Genomic DNA, 13445 nt, shown 5'->3' with positions numbered 1-13445 from the left:
GGCCAAGGAGCTTTACCCGAATGTCGTTTCGCAAATACCAGAGAGTGCTGGCCATCCCTCGGGTGCTGCCGGCCACGCTGTTCATGTTCGTCGCAGGCCTGCCGCTGACGATCATGACCCTCACGTTGAGCCTTCATGTACTCAATGAAATGCATCGTGGGTACCTCGATGCCGGCGTAGTCGGTACCGCGACCGCACTGGGGTTCGCGGTAGGTTCTCCACTGCTGGGGCGCAAGATCGACCGCCATGGCCTACGCCCGGTGGTGGCAGTGTGCGGCACTTTATCCACAGTGGCCTGGATGCTGCTGCCGTTGGTGAGCTATCCGGTTTACGTCTGCCTGGCATTCGTCGCCGGGATGTTCACCGTGCCTACGGGGTCTCTGGCGCGGCAGTTCGTGGCGAGCCTGGTACCCGAAGACAAACGCCGCCCTGCTTATTCGCTGAACATGATGCTGATGGAGCTGGGCTTCGTCATCGGTCCCGCGACCGGCATCTTCCTGATCACCCGCTATTCGGCAACAGCGACCATTGTCGGTATTGGCCTGTGGCGTGCGCTTTCTTATATCGTGCTCTACAAGCTGAATTGGCCGACGCGCTCTATCGATGAAGTCGCTCAAGACCCCAATCGCGTGCGACCCAAATTGCGGACGTGGATGAGTGCGCGTCTGCTGAGTGTGATGTTCGTCAGTGCCGGTGCGTTATTCGTGCTCTATGGGACTGAACTGGCCCTGATCGCAGTGCTGAGGGAAAACGGTGAAATCGCCTTCACCGGTTACGTCATTGCCTCGATGTCCGTGGCCTCCATTGTCGGCGGTTTTGTCCACGGGATCGTCCACAGGTCCTGGTCACAGGCGCAGTTGGCATTAGCGATGAGCCTGCTATTGTTGCCGGTCGCCTTGTTCGACGGGGTGTGGTGGTGGCTGTTGCTGGCGTTGCTCCCGACCAACTTGCTATGTACGCCAACACTGGCGGCGGGCTCGGAAGCCGTTGCCAAGCTGGCGCCGTCCAGCGTGCGCGGCGAAGTGATGGGCCTGCATGACTCTGCGTATCGAATAGGTCAGACGTTGTCCGCGCCGCTGGTGGGGTTCGCGATCGACAGTTTTTCCCCTGCAATGGGCTTCGTGGCTGCAGCCTGTGGAGGGTTGGTGCTGATCGGCATGGCGGCGCTGTGCAATCTGTGGATATCAGAACCCAGACGAGTGGTGTAACGGGCATCGGTCCTGACCCTTTGAAGGCTCAAGACCGACGTTTTCAGGCGGGAAATTTGTCTGTCAGAAAAAACTTATGCACGTTTTTGGTTCGGTAATCGCGGTCAGAAATAAGTAATTAAATGAATGACTTATCGCTGATTATCAGAAATCTCACACAATTGGTGCACAGGTTATCCACAATTCACACCGGTGATTTTTCAGGTGTTGGTACAGGTATGGCGGGAGAGCCCAGCGCCTTCTGAGTCGCCTCGTTCCAGGCGCTGACCCGCTCATTCAGGGCTGCAATGGCGCGAGGCCCGGTGCCTTCTGCATACATCGGCTCACCGATCACCACTTCGATGGTCCCCTGCTTCTTGTTCCAGCCTTCTTTCGGCCAGTATTTTCCCGCGTTGTGAGCGATGGGTAGCACCGGTAACTCGGCATTCACCGCCATGGCTGAACCACTGCGCGAGAACTTTCCGATCTGGCCGTACGGCACGCGCGTACCCTCAGGGAAGATCATCACCCAGACGCCATCCTTCAGGAGCTCGTCGCCCTTCTTGGCGACGACCTTGAGCGCGGCTTTCGGGTTGTTCCGGTCAATGGCGATCGGGCGCAGCATCGCCATCGCCCAGCCAAAGAACGGCACGTACAGCAATTCGCGCTTGAGCACCTGGCTCAAAGGCTGGAAATGCGCCGACAGGAAAAACGTCTCCCAGGTGCTCTGGTGATTGGAAACAATCACGCAAGGCGTCTTCGGGACGTTTTCCTGGCCGGTGACATTGACCTTGATGTTGAGCAGCACTCGGGTCAGCCAGAGCGCGCAGCGACACCAATAGACATTGATGAAGCGATAACGAACGCGGAATGGCAGAAAAGGCGCGACGAAAAAACTCAGCGAGCACCACAGCAGAGCGCTGGTGCCCAGCAGCAGGTAAAAGAAGAAGATCCTGATGGCCTGCACTATCGACATAGCTGCTTTTACCGTTACGGGCATTGCCCGGATTGAGCGTACCGTTGAACGACCGGTCAGCCGTTCAACGAGGCGCTGTTGTGAATAAGTTCTGCGGCAACCGCCGCCAGATCGTCAAAAATCAACGTTCCCGCGGGCAATGGACTACTCCGCGTCTTGTGACCTTTGCCCGTCATGACCAGAACAGGTTGAGAGTCGACGGCCACCGCCGCCTCCAGGTCACCCTTGCTGTCACCGACAAACCAGATTCCGTGTAAATCCACAGAGTAATGGGTGGCAATGGTGCGCAACATGCCCGGTTTGGGTTTGCGGCAATCGCATCCCTGATCCGGGCCATGAGGGCAGTAAACAATCAGACCGACCTCGCCGCCCTGCTCCGCCACCAGTTCACGCAAGCGCGCGTGCATGGCGTCGAGGGTGGCCAGATCGTAATACCCGCGAGCGATGCCGGACTGGTTGGTAGCGACCGCCACCGCCCAGCCGGCTTTGCTGAGCTGCGCGATTGCCTCGATCGAGCCGGGAATCGGAATCCATTCCTGCACCGACTTGATGTAAGCGTCGGAGTCTTGGTTGATCACTCCGTCCCGATCGAGAATCAGCAGCTTCAAATCATGCGCTCCAGCTCAACCCAACAGGGAAATGTCGGCGACGCCGAGGAACAGGTTGCGCAGACGCGCCAGCAACGCATAGCGGTTGGCCCGCACGCTTGCATCTTCGGCATTGACCATCACGGCTTCGAAGAAGGCATCCACCGGCTCGCGAAGTGCGGCCAGACGTGCCAGTGCTTCGTTGTATTGACGATTGGCCGACATTGGCGCGACCGCCTGGTCGGCCTGCTGGATCGCCGAGTACAGCGAGAACTCGTTGGCGTTGTCGAAGTATTTCGGCTCGACGGTCTGGGCAATGCTGCCCTCGGCCTTGCTCAGCAGGTTCGATACACGCTTGTTCACGGCGGCGAGTGCAGCGGCTTCAGGCAGCTTGCGGAACGCCTGTACGGCTTGCACACGCTGGTCGAAGTCCAGTGCCGAACCCGGCTGCAGGGCACGTACGGACAGGTACACCGAAACGTCGACGCCTTCGTCTTCGTAACGCGCACGCAGACGGTCGAAGATGAATTCCAGCACCTGCTCGGCCAGACCCGCCGACTTCACCTTGGCACCGAACTGGGTGACGGCGAATTGCACGGTCTTGATCAGGTCAAGATCCAGCTTCTTCTCGATCAGGATGCGCAGGATACCCAGCGCAGCACGACGCAGTGCGTACGGGTCCTTGCTACCGGTTGGCAGCATGCCGATGCCGAAAATGCCGACCAGCGTGTCGAGCTTGTCGGCGATGGCCACGGCCGAACCGGTCAGGGTGCCTGGCAGTTCAGCGCCAGCGCCGCGAGGCATGTATTGCTCGTTCAGCGCCAGTGCGACGTCTTCCGGCTCGCCATCGGCCAGCGCGTAGTAGTAGCCCGCCACGCCCTGCATTTCCGGGAATTCGCCGACCATTTCGGTCGCCAGGTCGCACTTGGACAGCAGGCCGGCACGGGCAGCGCGCTGAGCATCGCCGCCAATGCGCGGCGCAATGAACGCTGCCAGCCTGGAGACACGTTCGGCCTTGTCGAACACGGTACCCAACTGAGCCTGGAACACGACGTTCTGCAGGCGCTGGTTGAAGGTTTCCAGCTTCTGCTTCTTGTCCTGCTTGAAGAAGAACTCGGCGTCGGTCAGGCGCGGACGAACGACTTTCTCGTTACCGTGCACGATTTGCGACGGGTCCTTGCTCTCGACGTTGGCGACCGTGATGAAACGGGGCAGCAACTTGCCATTGGCATCCAGCAGGCAGAAATACTTCTGGTTGTCCTGCATGGTGGTGATCAGGGCTTCCTGAGGCACTTCCAGGAAACGCTCTTCGAACGAGCACACCAGCGGCACGGGCCATTCGACCAGCGCGGTCACTTCGTCGAGCAGCGCAGGCGGTACGATCGCGGTGCCTTCGTGCTGGGTAGCCAGCTCGTCGACGCGTTTGCTGATCAGCTGACGGCGCTCGTTGAAATCCGCCAGTACGTGGGCAGCGCGCAGGTCGCTGGCGTAGTTGGCTGGCGAGGTGATGCGCACGTTTTCAGGATGATGGAAGCGGTGGCCACGCGACTCACGGCCCGAGGTTTGAGCGAGGATGGTGCAGTCGATCACTTGATCGCCAAACAGCATTACCAGCCATTGGGTCGGACGCACGAATTCTTCCTTGCGTGCACCCCAGCGCATGCGCTTGGGGATCGGCAGGTCGTTGAGCGAGTCTTCGATGATGGTCGGCAGCAGGCTCGCGGTCGGTTTGCCGGCGATGCTCTGGCTGTAACGCAGTTTCGGGCCGCTCTGATCGATTTCGCTCAGATCGACGCCGCATTTCTTGGCGAAGCCCAGTGCAGCCTGGGTCGGGTTGCCTTCAGCGTCGAAAGCCGCCTGACGTGGCGGGCCGTCCAGATTCACGCTGCGGTCCGGTTGCTGGGTCGCAAGTTCGGTGATCAGCACAGCCAGACGACGCGGCGCGGCATAGACCTGCTTGGCGCTGTACGTCAGGCCAGCGGCCTGCAGGCCTTTTTCGATCCCGGCCAGGAACGCGTCACCCAAGGTGTTCAGGGCTTTGGGTGGCAGTTCTTCGGTGCCCAGTTCAACCAGGAAATCTTGAGCACTCATTGTGCAGCCTCCAGCTTAGCCAACACTTCGTCGCGAATATCAGGTGCGGCCATCGGGAAACCAAGTTTGGCCCGGGCCATCAGGTACGCCTGGGCCACGGAGCGAGCCAGGGTGCGTACGCGCAGGATGTATTGCTGACGCGCGGTCACGGAAATGGCGCGACGGGCATCCAGCAGGTTGAAGGTGTGCGAGGCCTTGAGCACCATTTCATAGCTCGGCAGCGGCAGTTCAGCTGCGATCAGGCGTACGGCTTCGCTTTCATAGAAGTCGAACAGCTCGAACAGTTTTTCGACGTTGGCGTGTTCGAAGTTATAGGTCGATTGCTCCACTTCGTTCTGGTGGAACACGTCGCCGTAGGTGACTTTGCCGAACGGGCCGTCGGTCCAGACCAGGTCGTAAACCGATTCGACGCCTTGCAGGTACATCGCCAGACGCTCGAGACCGTAGGTGATCTCGCCAGTCACCGGGTAGCACTCGATGCCGCCCACTTGCTGGAAGTAGGTGAATTGCGAGACTTCCATGCCGTTGAGCCAGATTTCCCAGCCCAGGCCCCAGGCGCCCAGAGTAGGAGATTCCCAGTTGTCTTCGACGAAGCGCACGTCATGCACCAGCGGGTCGAGACCGACATGCTTCAGCGAGCCCAGATACAGTTCCTGAAAGTTGTCCGGGTTCGGCTTGAGGACCACCTGGAACTGATAGTAGTGCTGCAGGCGGTTAGGGTTCTCGCCATAACGGCCATCGGTAGGACGACGGCTCGGCTGTACGTAGGCGGCGTTCCAGGTTTCCGGGCCGACGGCGCGCAGAAACGTGGCGGTGTGGAAAGTGCCGGCGCCCACTTCCATATCGTAGGGCTGAAGTACCACACAACCTTGCTCGGCCCAGTATTGCTGGAGGGCGAGGATCAAGTCTTGGAAGGTACGCACGGCTGGCGTAGGCTGGCTCACGAAATTCACCTGTACTGGGGGGCTGCGATTTAAAGAGCGGGAGTATACCCGATTCGGCAGCGCCTCCACCCTTGGGAGCCCTATGCCACGCTGCTTTTGGTGCAACGAAGATCCGCTTTATATGGACTACCACGATCAAGAGTGGGGTGTGCCGTTGCGCGACGCGCAGATGCTGTTCGAGTTTCTATTGCTCGAAGGGTTCCAGGCCGGGCTGTCGTGGATCACGATTTTGAAGAAGCGCGCTCGCTATCGCGAAGTGATGTTCAACTTCGACGTGCGCCGTATCGCCGCCATGACCGATGCCGAAATAGAGGAATTGATGCTCGAGCCTGGCATCGTTCGCAACCGCCTCAAACTCAACGCAGCGCGCAAGAACGCTCAAGCCTGGCTGCTACTGGACGATCCGGTGGCGTTTGTCTGGTCCTTTGTCGGCGGCAAACCGAAGGTCAATCATTTCAAGGACCGCAGCGAAGTCCCGGCCATCACGCCGGAGGCTGAAGCCATGAGCAAGGCCTTGAAGGAAGCCGGCTTCACCTTCGTCGGCCCGACCATCTGCTACGCCTACATGCAGGCGACCGGGATGGTCATGGACCACACCGTTGATTGCGATCGATACGCCGAGCTCAGCCGGTGATGGTTACAATGGCGGCCTCATCGATTCAGGAGTGATCTGTGGATAAGTTCAAAGGCGCCATGATGGTCGGGGCGTTACGGTTGTTCGCCCTGTTGCCGTGGCGCGCCGTGCAAGGGGTCGGCACCTGTATTGGCTGGCTGATGTGGAAGCTGCCCAACCGTTCTCGCGAAGTCGCGCGCATCAACCTTTCCAAATGCTTTCCCGAGTTGAACCCGACCGAGCTTGAGGCTCTGGTGGGGCGCAGCCTGATGGACATCGGCAAAACATTGACCGAAAGCGCCTGTGCCTGGATCTGGCCTGCTCAAAAATCGATCAATCTGGTGCGTGAAGTCGAGGGCCTGCAGGTATTGAAAGATGCGCTGGCGTCCGGCAAGGGCGTAGTCGGTATCACCAGCCATCTTGGCAATTGGGAAGTGCTCAACCACTTCTATTGCAGCCAGTGCAAACCGATCATTTTCTACCGTCCGCCCAAGCTCAAGGCGGTGGATGAATTGCTGCGCAAACAGCGTGTGCAACTGGGCAACCGCGTGGCTGCGTCGACCAAGGAAGGTATCCTGAGTGTCATCAAGGAAGTCCGCAAAGGCGGCTCGGTGGGTATTCCGGCTGACCCTGAGCCGGCGGAATCGGCGGGTATCTTCGTTCCGTTCTGCGGCACCGTGGCGCTGACCAGCAAGTTCGTGCCGAACATGCTCGCGGGCGGCAAGGCAGTCGGCGTGTTCTTGCACGCCATGCGTCTGGAAGATGGCTCGGGCTACAAAGTGGTGCTCGAAGCTGCCCCTGAAGACATGTACAGCACCGATACCGAGACCTCAGCGGCAGCCATGAGCAAGGTGGTGGAAAAGTATGTACGCGCGTATCCAAGCCAGTACATGTGGACCATGAAGCGCTTCAAGAAGCGGCCTGAGGGTGAGAAGCGCTGGTATTGATGAGCGCTGATCCATGAAAACGTGAGCCGCCAGATCTAGCTGCGGTTCACCCTGTTCTTGTGGGAGACGCCGGAGGCCGCGACGGCAGCGATAGAGAGGCATCATCAAAGGTGAAATGTCTGACGCACCGCGATCGCTGCCGTCGTGACCTCCGGCGTCTCCTACAGAAAATCCCGGTGTTTTTCAGATCGATCAGTTCGAGTTCGTATTACTGGGCCTTGCGATCCAGCTTTTTCAAAAACACCGTCATTTCCTTCTCGGCCTGTTTATCGCCGTGGGCAGCAGCAGCCACAAGCCCCTGCTCCCATGTCGCCCGAGCTTGCGCGGTATCCCCTGCCGCTAGCCAGGCCTTGCCAAGGAGTTTCCAGGCCGCCGAGTATTTCGGGTCGAACTCGACGCAGCGCTGCAAGTGCTCAACGGCTTTCTGATGATCGCCTGCATCGAGATAACCCTTGCCCAGGCCGAACCTCAGCAACGCATTGTCCATGCCCTTGGCGAGCATCTTTTCCAGTGATTCAAGCACGCTGACTCCCCCTTAGAAAAAGCTCAAGCCCACCTGGAACAACCGCTCTACGTCGCGGATGTGCTTTTTATCCACAAGGAACATCACAACGTGGTCGCCTGATTCGATCACGGTGCTGTCGTGAGCGATGAGCACCTGTTCGTCGCGGGTGATGGCGCCGATGGTAGTGCCCGGCGGCAGGTTGATGTGCATGATGGCCTTGCCGATCACCTTGCTCGATTTGGCGTCGCCGTGGGCGACGATCTCGATGGCTTCGGCCGCACCACGGCGCAATGAGTGCACGCTGACGATATCGCCGCGCCTTACATGGGCCAGCAAAGTGCCGATGGTCGCCAGCTGTGGGCTGACGGCAATGTCGATTTCCCCGCCCTGCACCAGGTCGACGTACGCCGGGTTGTTGATGATGGTCATGACCTTCTTCGCACCAAGCCGTTTGGCCAGCAGCGACGACATGATGTTGGCTTCGTCATCGTTGGTGAGGGCCAGGAACAGGTCGGCGTTATCGATGTTCTCTTCCATCAACAGGTCGCGGTCCGAAGAGCTGCCTTGCAGGATCACCGTGTTGTCGAGGGTGTCGGAGAGGTAGCGGCAACGCGCCGGGTTCATCTCGATGATCTTCACCTGGTAGCGGTTTTCGATAGCCTCGGCCAGACGCTCGCCGATCTGCCCGCCGCCTGCGATAACGATGCGCTTGTAGCTTTCGTCGAGACGGCGCATTTCGCCCATCACTGCGCGAATGTCCGCCTTGGCGGCGATGAAGAAGACTTCGTCATCGGCTTCGATAACGGTGTCGCCCTGAGGAATGATCGGACGGTCACGACGGAAAATGGCTGCAACGCGGGTGTCGACATTCGGCATGTGAGCGCGCAACTGGCGCAGTTGCTGACCCACCAACGGCCCACCGTAGTAGGCCTTGACTGCCACCAGTTGCACCTTGCCTTCGGCGAAGTCGATGACCTGCAGCGCGCTTGGGTATTCGATCAGGCGCTTGATGTAGTTGGTCACCACCTGCTCGGGGCTGATCAACACGTCTACCGGAATGGCTTCGTTTTCGAACAGGCCTGCGCGGGTCAGGTATGCCGATTCACGCACGCGGGCAATTTTGGTCGGAGTGTGGAACAGGGTATAGGCGACCTGGCAGGCAACCATGTTGGTTTCGTCGCTGCTGGTCACGGCGACCAGCATGTCGGCATCGTCCGCTCCTGCCTGACGCAGCACGGTCGGGAACGAGCCACGACCTTGAACGGTGCGGATATCCAGACGATCGCCCAGCGCCCGAAGACGATCCGCATCGGTGTCGACCACGGTGATGTCGTTGGCCTCGCTGGCCAGATGCTCAGCCAGCGTACCGCCGACCTGTCCTGCACCGAGAATGATGATCTTCAATCAGTCTCTCCTTGAAGTGATTGTGTCCTCCGGCGGAAAACGCCTCTGTAGCCGGGCTGCTACAGGTGGAGGTTCAGCCGGAAAGATCAGGTGATCGCCGAGATCTTGATCAGTTTGGCGTAATAAAAGCCGTCATGACTGCCTTCTTGCGCCAGCAACTGTCGGCCATGGGGCTGTTTCAGGCCTGGCGGCGGGTTGCCCTGCTGACCGGCGATGTCCAATTCCCGAGCGCCTGGCGTACGACTGAGGAAGGCTTCGATCACTTCGGTGTTCTCGGTCGGCAGCGTCGAGCAGGTGGCGTACAGCAGAATGCCGCCCACTTGCAGCGTCGGCCACAGCGCATCGAGCAGCTCGCCCTGAAGGGTCGCGAGTGCTGGGATGTCATCGGCCTGACGTGTCAGTTTGATGTCCGGGTGGCGGCGGATGACGCCGGTCGCCGAGCAGGGCGCATCCAGCAGAATGCGCTCGAACGGCTTGCCATCCCACCATTGATCAGTGGCGCGAGCGTCGGCGGCGATGAGTTCTGCGCTCAGGCCCAGACGGTCGAGGTTTTCCTTCACGCGGACCATGCGCTTGGCTTCCAGATCCACAGCGACCACGCCTGCGAGGCCCGGTTGTACTTCCAGCAGGTGGCAGGTCTTGCCGCCCGGCGCACAACAGGCATCGAGCACACGCTGACCCGGCGCCAGCTCCAGCAGTTCTGCGGCCAGTTGCGCCGCTTCGTCCTGCACGCTGATCCAGCCTTCGGCGAAACCCGGCAGCGAGCGAACGTCGCCCGGTTCGGTCAGCACGATACCGTCCTGGCTGAAGGCACTGGCCGTCGAATCGATGCCTGCTTCGTGCAGCAGTCCGAGGTATTGATCACGGGTTTTGTGGCGACGATTGACCCGCAAGATCATCGGCGGATGCGCGTTGTTTGCCGCGCAGATCGCCTCCCAATGCTCGGGCCATGCAGCCTTCAGCGCTTTTTGCAGCCAGCGCGGATGAGCAGTGCGCACCACCGGATCGTGTTCCAGCTCGGTCAGCAGCGCCTCGCCTTCCCGTTGCGCGCGACGCAGAACGGCGTTCAGCAACGCCTTGGCCCAGGGTTTTTTCAACTTGTCGGCGCAGCCCACTGTTTCGCCAATGGCGGCATGCGCTGGCATCCGTGAATAGAACAGCTGATACAGGCCGACCAACAGCAACGCTTGAACGTCGTTGTCGGCTGCCTTGAAAGGCTTTTGCAGCAGCTTGGCCGCCAGCGCCGATAGCCGAGGCTCCCAGCGCGCGGTGCCGAAAGCCAGATCCTGAGTCAGGCCGCGATCACGGTCGTCGACTTTGTCCAGTTGAGTTGGCAGCGAACTGTTGAGCGATGCCTTGCCACTGAGTACGGCAGCCAAGGCTTTGGCGGCAGCCAGACGCGGGTTCATTGGCTATCCGCCGCTTGGCCGAGCACGGTACCGAGCGCGAACTTCTCGCGGCGGCTGTTGAACAGGTCAGTGAAGTTCAGCGGTTTGCCGCCCGGCAGTTGCAGGCGAGTCAGACGAAGAGCGCCTTGGCCGCAAGCGACCGTCAGGCCGTCTTTGCTGGCGCCGAGGATCGTGCCTGGCTCGCCGTTGCCTTCTGCAATCTGAGCGGCCAGCACTTTGAGCGCTTCGCCGTTGAGGGTGCTGTGGCAGATCGGCCATGGATTGAAAGCACGGACCAGACGTTCCAGCTCGTCGGCCGGACGGCTCCAGTCGATGCGCGCCTCATCTTTGTTCAACTTGTGAGCGTAGGTGGCGAGGCTGTCGTCCTGCACTTCGCCGACCAGCGAGCCGTCAGCCAGGCCGGCAATGGCTTGCAACACAGCCACCGGGCCCAATTCGGCCAATCGGTCGTGCAGCGTGCCGCCGGTGTCCTCGCCAGTGATCGGGGTAATGGCCTTGAGCAGCATCGGGCCGGTGTCCAGACCCGCCTCCATGCGCATCACTGTCACACCGCTTCCGGCATCGCCCGCCTGGACCGCGCGCTGGATCGGAGCCGCACCGCGCCAGCGTGGCAGCAGCGAGGCATGACTGTTGATGCAGCCCAGGCGCGGAATATCCAGCACCGCCTGCGGCAGAATCAATCCGTAGGCGACGACGACCATAAGGTCGGGCTTGAGCGCAGCGAGTTCGGCCTGGGCGTCCGGCGCGCGCAGCGTCGGCGGTTGCAGTACCGCAATGTTGTGTTGCACAGCGAGTTGCTTGACCGAGCTTGGCATCAGCTTCTGACCGCGTCCCGCCGGGCGATCGGGCTGGGTGTAGACCGCGATCACTTCATAAGGGCTGTCGAGCAGGGCTTTGAGGTGTTCGGCGGCGAATTCCGGGGTGCCGGCGAAGACGATGCGCAGTGGCTCAGTCATGGGCTTCTCGTTCTGAAATCTGTAAAAAAAGAAAAGGCCTCCAAGAGGCCTTTCGGGGTGAAGGGATCAAGCGTTCTGCTTGTGCAGTTTTTCGAGCTTTTTCTTGATCCGGTCACGCTTGAGATTAGACAGGTAGTCGACGAACAGCTTGCCGTTCAGGTGATCGCACTCGTGCTGGATGCACACCGCGAGCAGGCCTTCGGCGATCAGCTCGTAGGGCTGGCCTTCGCGGTCCAGTGCCTTGACCTTGACGCGCTGCGGACGGTCGACGTTCTCGTAGAAACCGGGAACCGACAGGCAACCTTCCTGATACTGATCCATCTCGTCGGTCAGCGGCTCGAGTTCCGGGTTGATGAAAACCCGTGGCTCGCTGCGATCTTCCGAGAGATCCATTACAACGACGCGCTTGTGTACGTTAACCTGCGTCGCGGCGAGACCGATGCCAGGCGCTTCGTACATGGTTTCAAACATGTCGTCGACCAACTGGCGAACGCCCTCGTCCACAGCGGCCACCGGCTTGGCGATGGTGCGCAGGCGCGAATCGGGAAATTCGAGAATGTTTAAAATGGCCATATACGTAAGAGCTGCACTTGTAGGGTAAAGTCAAAATCGGCTGCTAGGCTTGGGACGTCAAAGCGGGCAGCCCTTGTAAAACCGAAGTCTCGCAGGACTCAACGTTTCACGCGAAGCCAACATGATAAAGGGATTCACCGCATGAGGAAATCACTACTCGCCCTGCTGCTGTTGGCCGCGACAGGCCTTGTTCAGGCGCAAGTACAGCTTAGGGAAGGCCATCCACAGAGTTACACCGTTGTCGCCGGTGACACACTTTGGGGCATTTCCGGCAAGTTCCTCAGCCAGCCATGGAAGTGGCCACAGCTCTGGCACGCCAATCCGCAGGTCCATGACCCGGATCTGATCTACCCCGGCGACACCCTGAACCTCATTTATGTGGACGGTCAGCCGAGGATCGTGGTCAATCGTGGCGAGTCCCGCGGCACCATCAAATTGTCACCGCGTGTGCGCACCACGCCCATCGCCGACGCCATCCCGACCATTCCGTTGGGAGCGATCAATGCGTTTCTGCTCAATAACCGGATCATGGACACGCCCGAGCAGTTCGAGGATGCACCGTACATCGTCGCCGGCAGCGGCGAGCGCGTGCTCAGCGGTGCCGGGGATCGTATTTACGCCCGCGGGACATTCGATCCTGGCCATGTGTCCTATGGGATCTTCCGCAAGGGCAAGACTTACTTCGATCCGGATACCAATGTACCGCTGGGCATCAACGCCGATGACATCGGCAGCGGTGAGGTCGTGGCCAGCGAGGGCGACATTGCCACCCTGGTGATGCAGCGTTCGACCCAGGAAGTGCGTCTGGGCGACCGGCTTTTCGTCAGCGAAGAGCGGGCGATCAATTCCACTTTCGTGCCCAGCGAACCTTCGCAGCCGATCAACGGCATGATCATCGATGTGCCCCGTGGCGTGACCCAGATCGGTGAGTTCGACGTGGTGACCCTGGATCGCGGACGGCTCGATGGCCTGGCCGAAGGCAATGTGCTGGCGATCTACAAGGCGGGTGAAACAGTGCGCGACCGTATTACCGGCGAGCAGGTGAAGATTCCGGATGAGCGCTCGGGCCTGTTGATGGTCTTCCGCACCTACAATCGCCTGAGTTTCGCGATGGTGCTGCATGCATCCAGATCTTTGGCGGTTAATGACAAGGTTCGCAATCCGTAATGCTATGTATCAGCTCCAACACACTTTTTTCCACCGGCATGCTTCACTTATCAAATTGTTGTTAACAGACTTATCCACAGCTTTGC

The 13445-nt window shown here is 59.9% G+C and carries 13 protein-coding genes; 4 read left to right on the top strand and 9 right to left on the bottom strand.

Features of this window, described 5'->3' with window-relative positions; genetic code table 11:
• The first annotated feature begins 20 nt into the window (after positions 1-20).
• Entirely contained in the window at positions 21-1208 is a 1188-nt protein-coding gene (locus BWR59_RS05275; protein ID WP_081564600.1) for an MFS transporter, read from the top strand.
• 184 nt (positions 1209-1392) lie between these two features.
• Here BWR59_RS05275 and BWR59_RS05270 read toward each other — a convergent pair whose 3' ends face one another.
• Genes BWR59_RS05270 through glyQ form a run of 4 tightly spaced genes read right to left on the bottom strand, consistent with a single transcriptional unit; the run spans position 1393 to position 5785 of the window.
• Complete coding sequence (locus BWR59_RS05270) at positions 1393-2163, bottom strand: lysophospholipid acyltransferase family protein (protein WP_081564599.1); 771 nt, start codon at positions 2161-2163, stop codon at positions 1393-1395.
• A 56-nt stretch (positions 2164-2219) separates the two neighbouring features.
• Positions 2220-2771: a D-glycero-beta-D-manno-heptose 1,7-bisphosphate 7-phosphatase gene (gene gmhB / locus BWR59_RS05265; protein ID WP_081564598.1), complete on the bottom strand. Its 552-nt coding sequence runs from the start codon at positions 2769-2771 to the stop codon at positions 2220-2222.
• A gap of 15 nt (positions 2772-2786) precedes the next feature.
• Positions 2787-4841, bottom strand: a complete 2055-nt coding sequence (gene glyS / locus BWR59_RS05260; protein WP_081564597.1) for a glycine--tRNA ligase subunit beta — start codon at positions 4839-4841, stop codon at positions 2787-2789.
• Positions 4838-5785, bottom strand: coding sequence for a glycine--tRNA ligase subunit alpha (gene glyQ, locus BWR59_RS05255; protein WP_081564596.1), 948 nt, complete (start codon positions 5783-5785; stop codon positions 4838-4840). Before glyQ ends, glyS begins: the two co-directional genes overlap by 4 nt.
• 82 nt (positions 5786-5867) lie before the next feature.
• On the opposite strand from glyQ, the gene BWR59_RS05250 reads away from it, so the two are divergent.
• Together BWR59_RS05250 and BWR59_RS05245 are read left to right on the top strand one after the other, a co-directional pair.
• Complete coding sequence (locus tag BWR59_RS05250; protein ID WP_081564595.1) at positions 5868-6419, top strand: DNA-3-methyladenine glycosylase I; 552 nt, start codon at positions 5868-5870, stop codon at positions 6417-6419.
• Between the two features lie 38 nt (positions 6420-6457).
• On the top strand, positions 6458-7345 hold the full coding sequence (locus BWR59_RS05245; protein ID WP_081564594.1) for a lysophospholipid acyltransferase: 888 nt from the start codon (positions 6458-6460) through the stop codon (positions 7343-7345).
• A 208-nt stretch (positions 7346-7553) separates the two neighbouring features.
• Here BWR59_RS05245 and BWR59_RS05240 read toward each other — a convergent pair whose 3' ends face one another.
• From BWR59_RS05240 to def, 5 genes are all read right to left on the bottom strand, one after another.
• On the bottom strand, positions 7554-7847 hold the full coding sequence (locus BWR59_RS05240; RefSeq protein ID WP_168184457.1) for a tetratricopeptide repeat protein: 294 nt from the start codon (positions 7845-7847) through the stop codon (positions 7554-7556).
• 33 nt (positions 7848-7880) lie between these two features.
• The gene (gene trkA / locus BWR59_RS05235) at positions 7881-9254 is read right to left on the bottom strand and encodes a Trk system potassium transporter TrkA (RefSeq protein WP_081564592.1); all 1374 of its coding nucleotides are present in this window, start codon (positions 9252-9254) and stop codon (positions 7881-7883) included.
• 86 nt (positions 9255-9340) lie between these two features.
• Complete coding sequence (gene rsmB / locus BWR59_RS05230; RefSeq protein WP_081564591.1) at positions 9341-10663, bottom strand: 16S rRNA (cytosine(967)-C(5))-methyltransferase RsmB; 1323 nt, start codon at positions 10661-10663, stop codon at positions 9341-9343.
• Positions 10660-11619: a methionyl-tRNA formyltransferase gene (gene fmt, locus BWR59_RS05225; RefSeq protein WP_081564590.1), complete on the bottom strand. Its 960-nt coding sequence runs from the start codon at positions 11617-11619 to the stop codon at positions 10660-10662. The genes rsmB and fmt overlap by 4 nt, the downstream gene beginning before the upstream one ends.
• A gap of 66 nt (positions 11620-11685) precedes the next feature.
• Positions 11686-12192, bottom strand: a complete 507-nt coding sequence (gene def / locus BWR59_RS05220) for a peptide deformylase (RefSeq protein ID WP_081564589.1) — start codon at positions 12190-12192, stop codon at positions 11686-11688.
• Positions 12193-12333: 141 nt separating this feature from the next.
• Between def and BWR59_RS05215 the strand changes: the two genes are divergently transcribed.
• Entirely contained in the window at positions 12334-13359 is a 1026-nt protein-coding gene (locus tag BWR59_RS05215; RefSeq protein ID WP_081564588.1) for a LysM peptidoglycan-binding domain-containing protein, read from the top strand.
• The last annotated feature ends 86 nt before the right edge of the window (positions 13360-13445 follow it).

The organism is Pseudomonas sp. Bc-h (genome assembly GCF_002080045.1).
Taxonomy (GTDB): Bacteria; Pseudomonadota; Gammaproteobacteria; order Pseudomonadales; family Pseudomonadaceae; genus Aquipseudomonas.
This window is presented reverse-complemented; position numbering and strand designations above follow the sequence as displayed.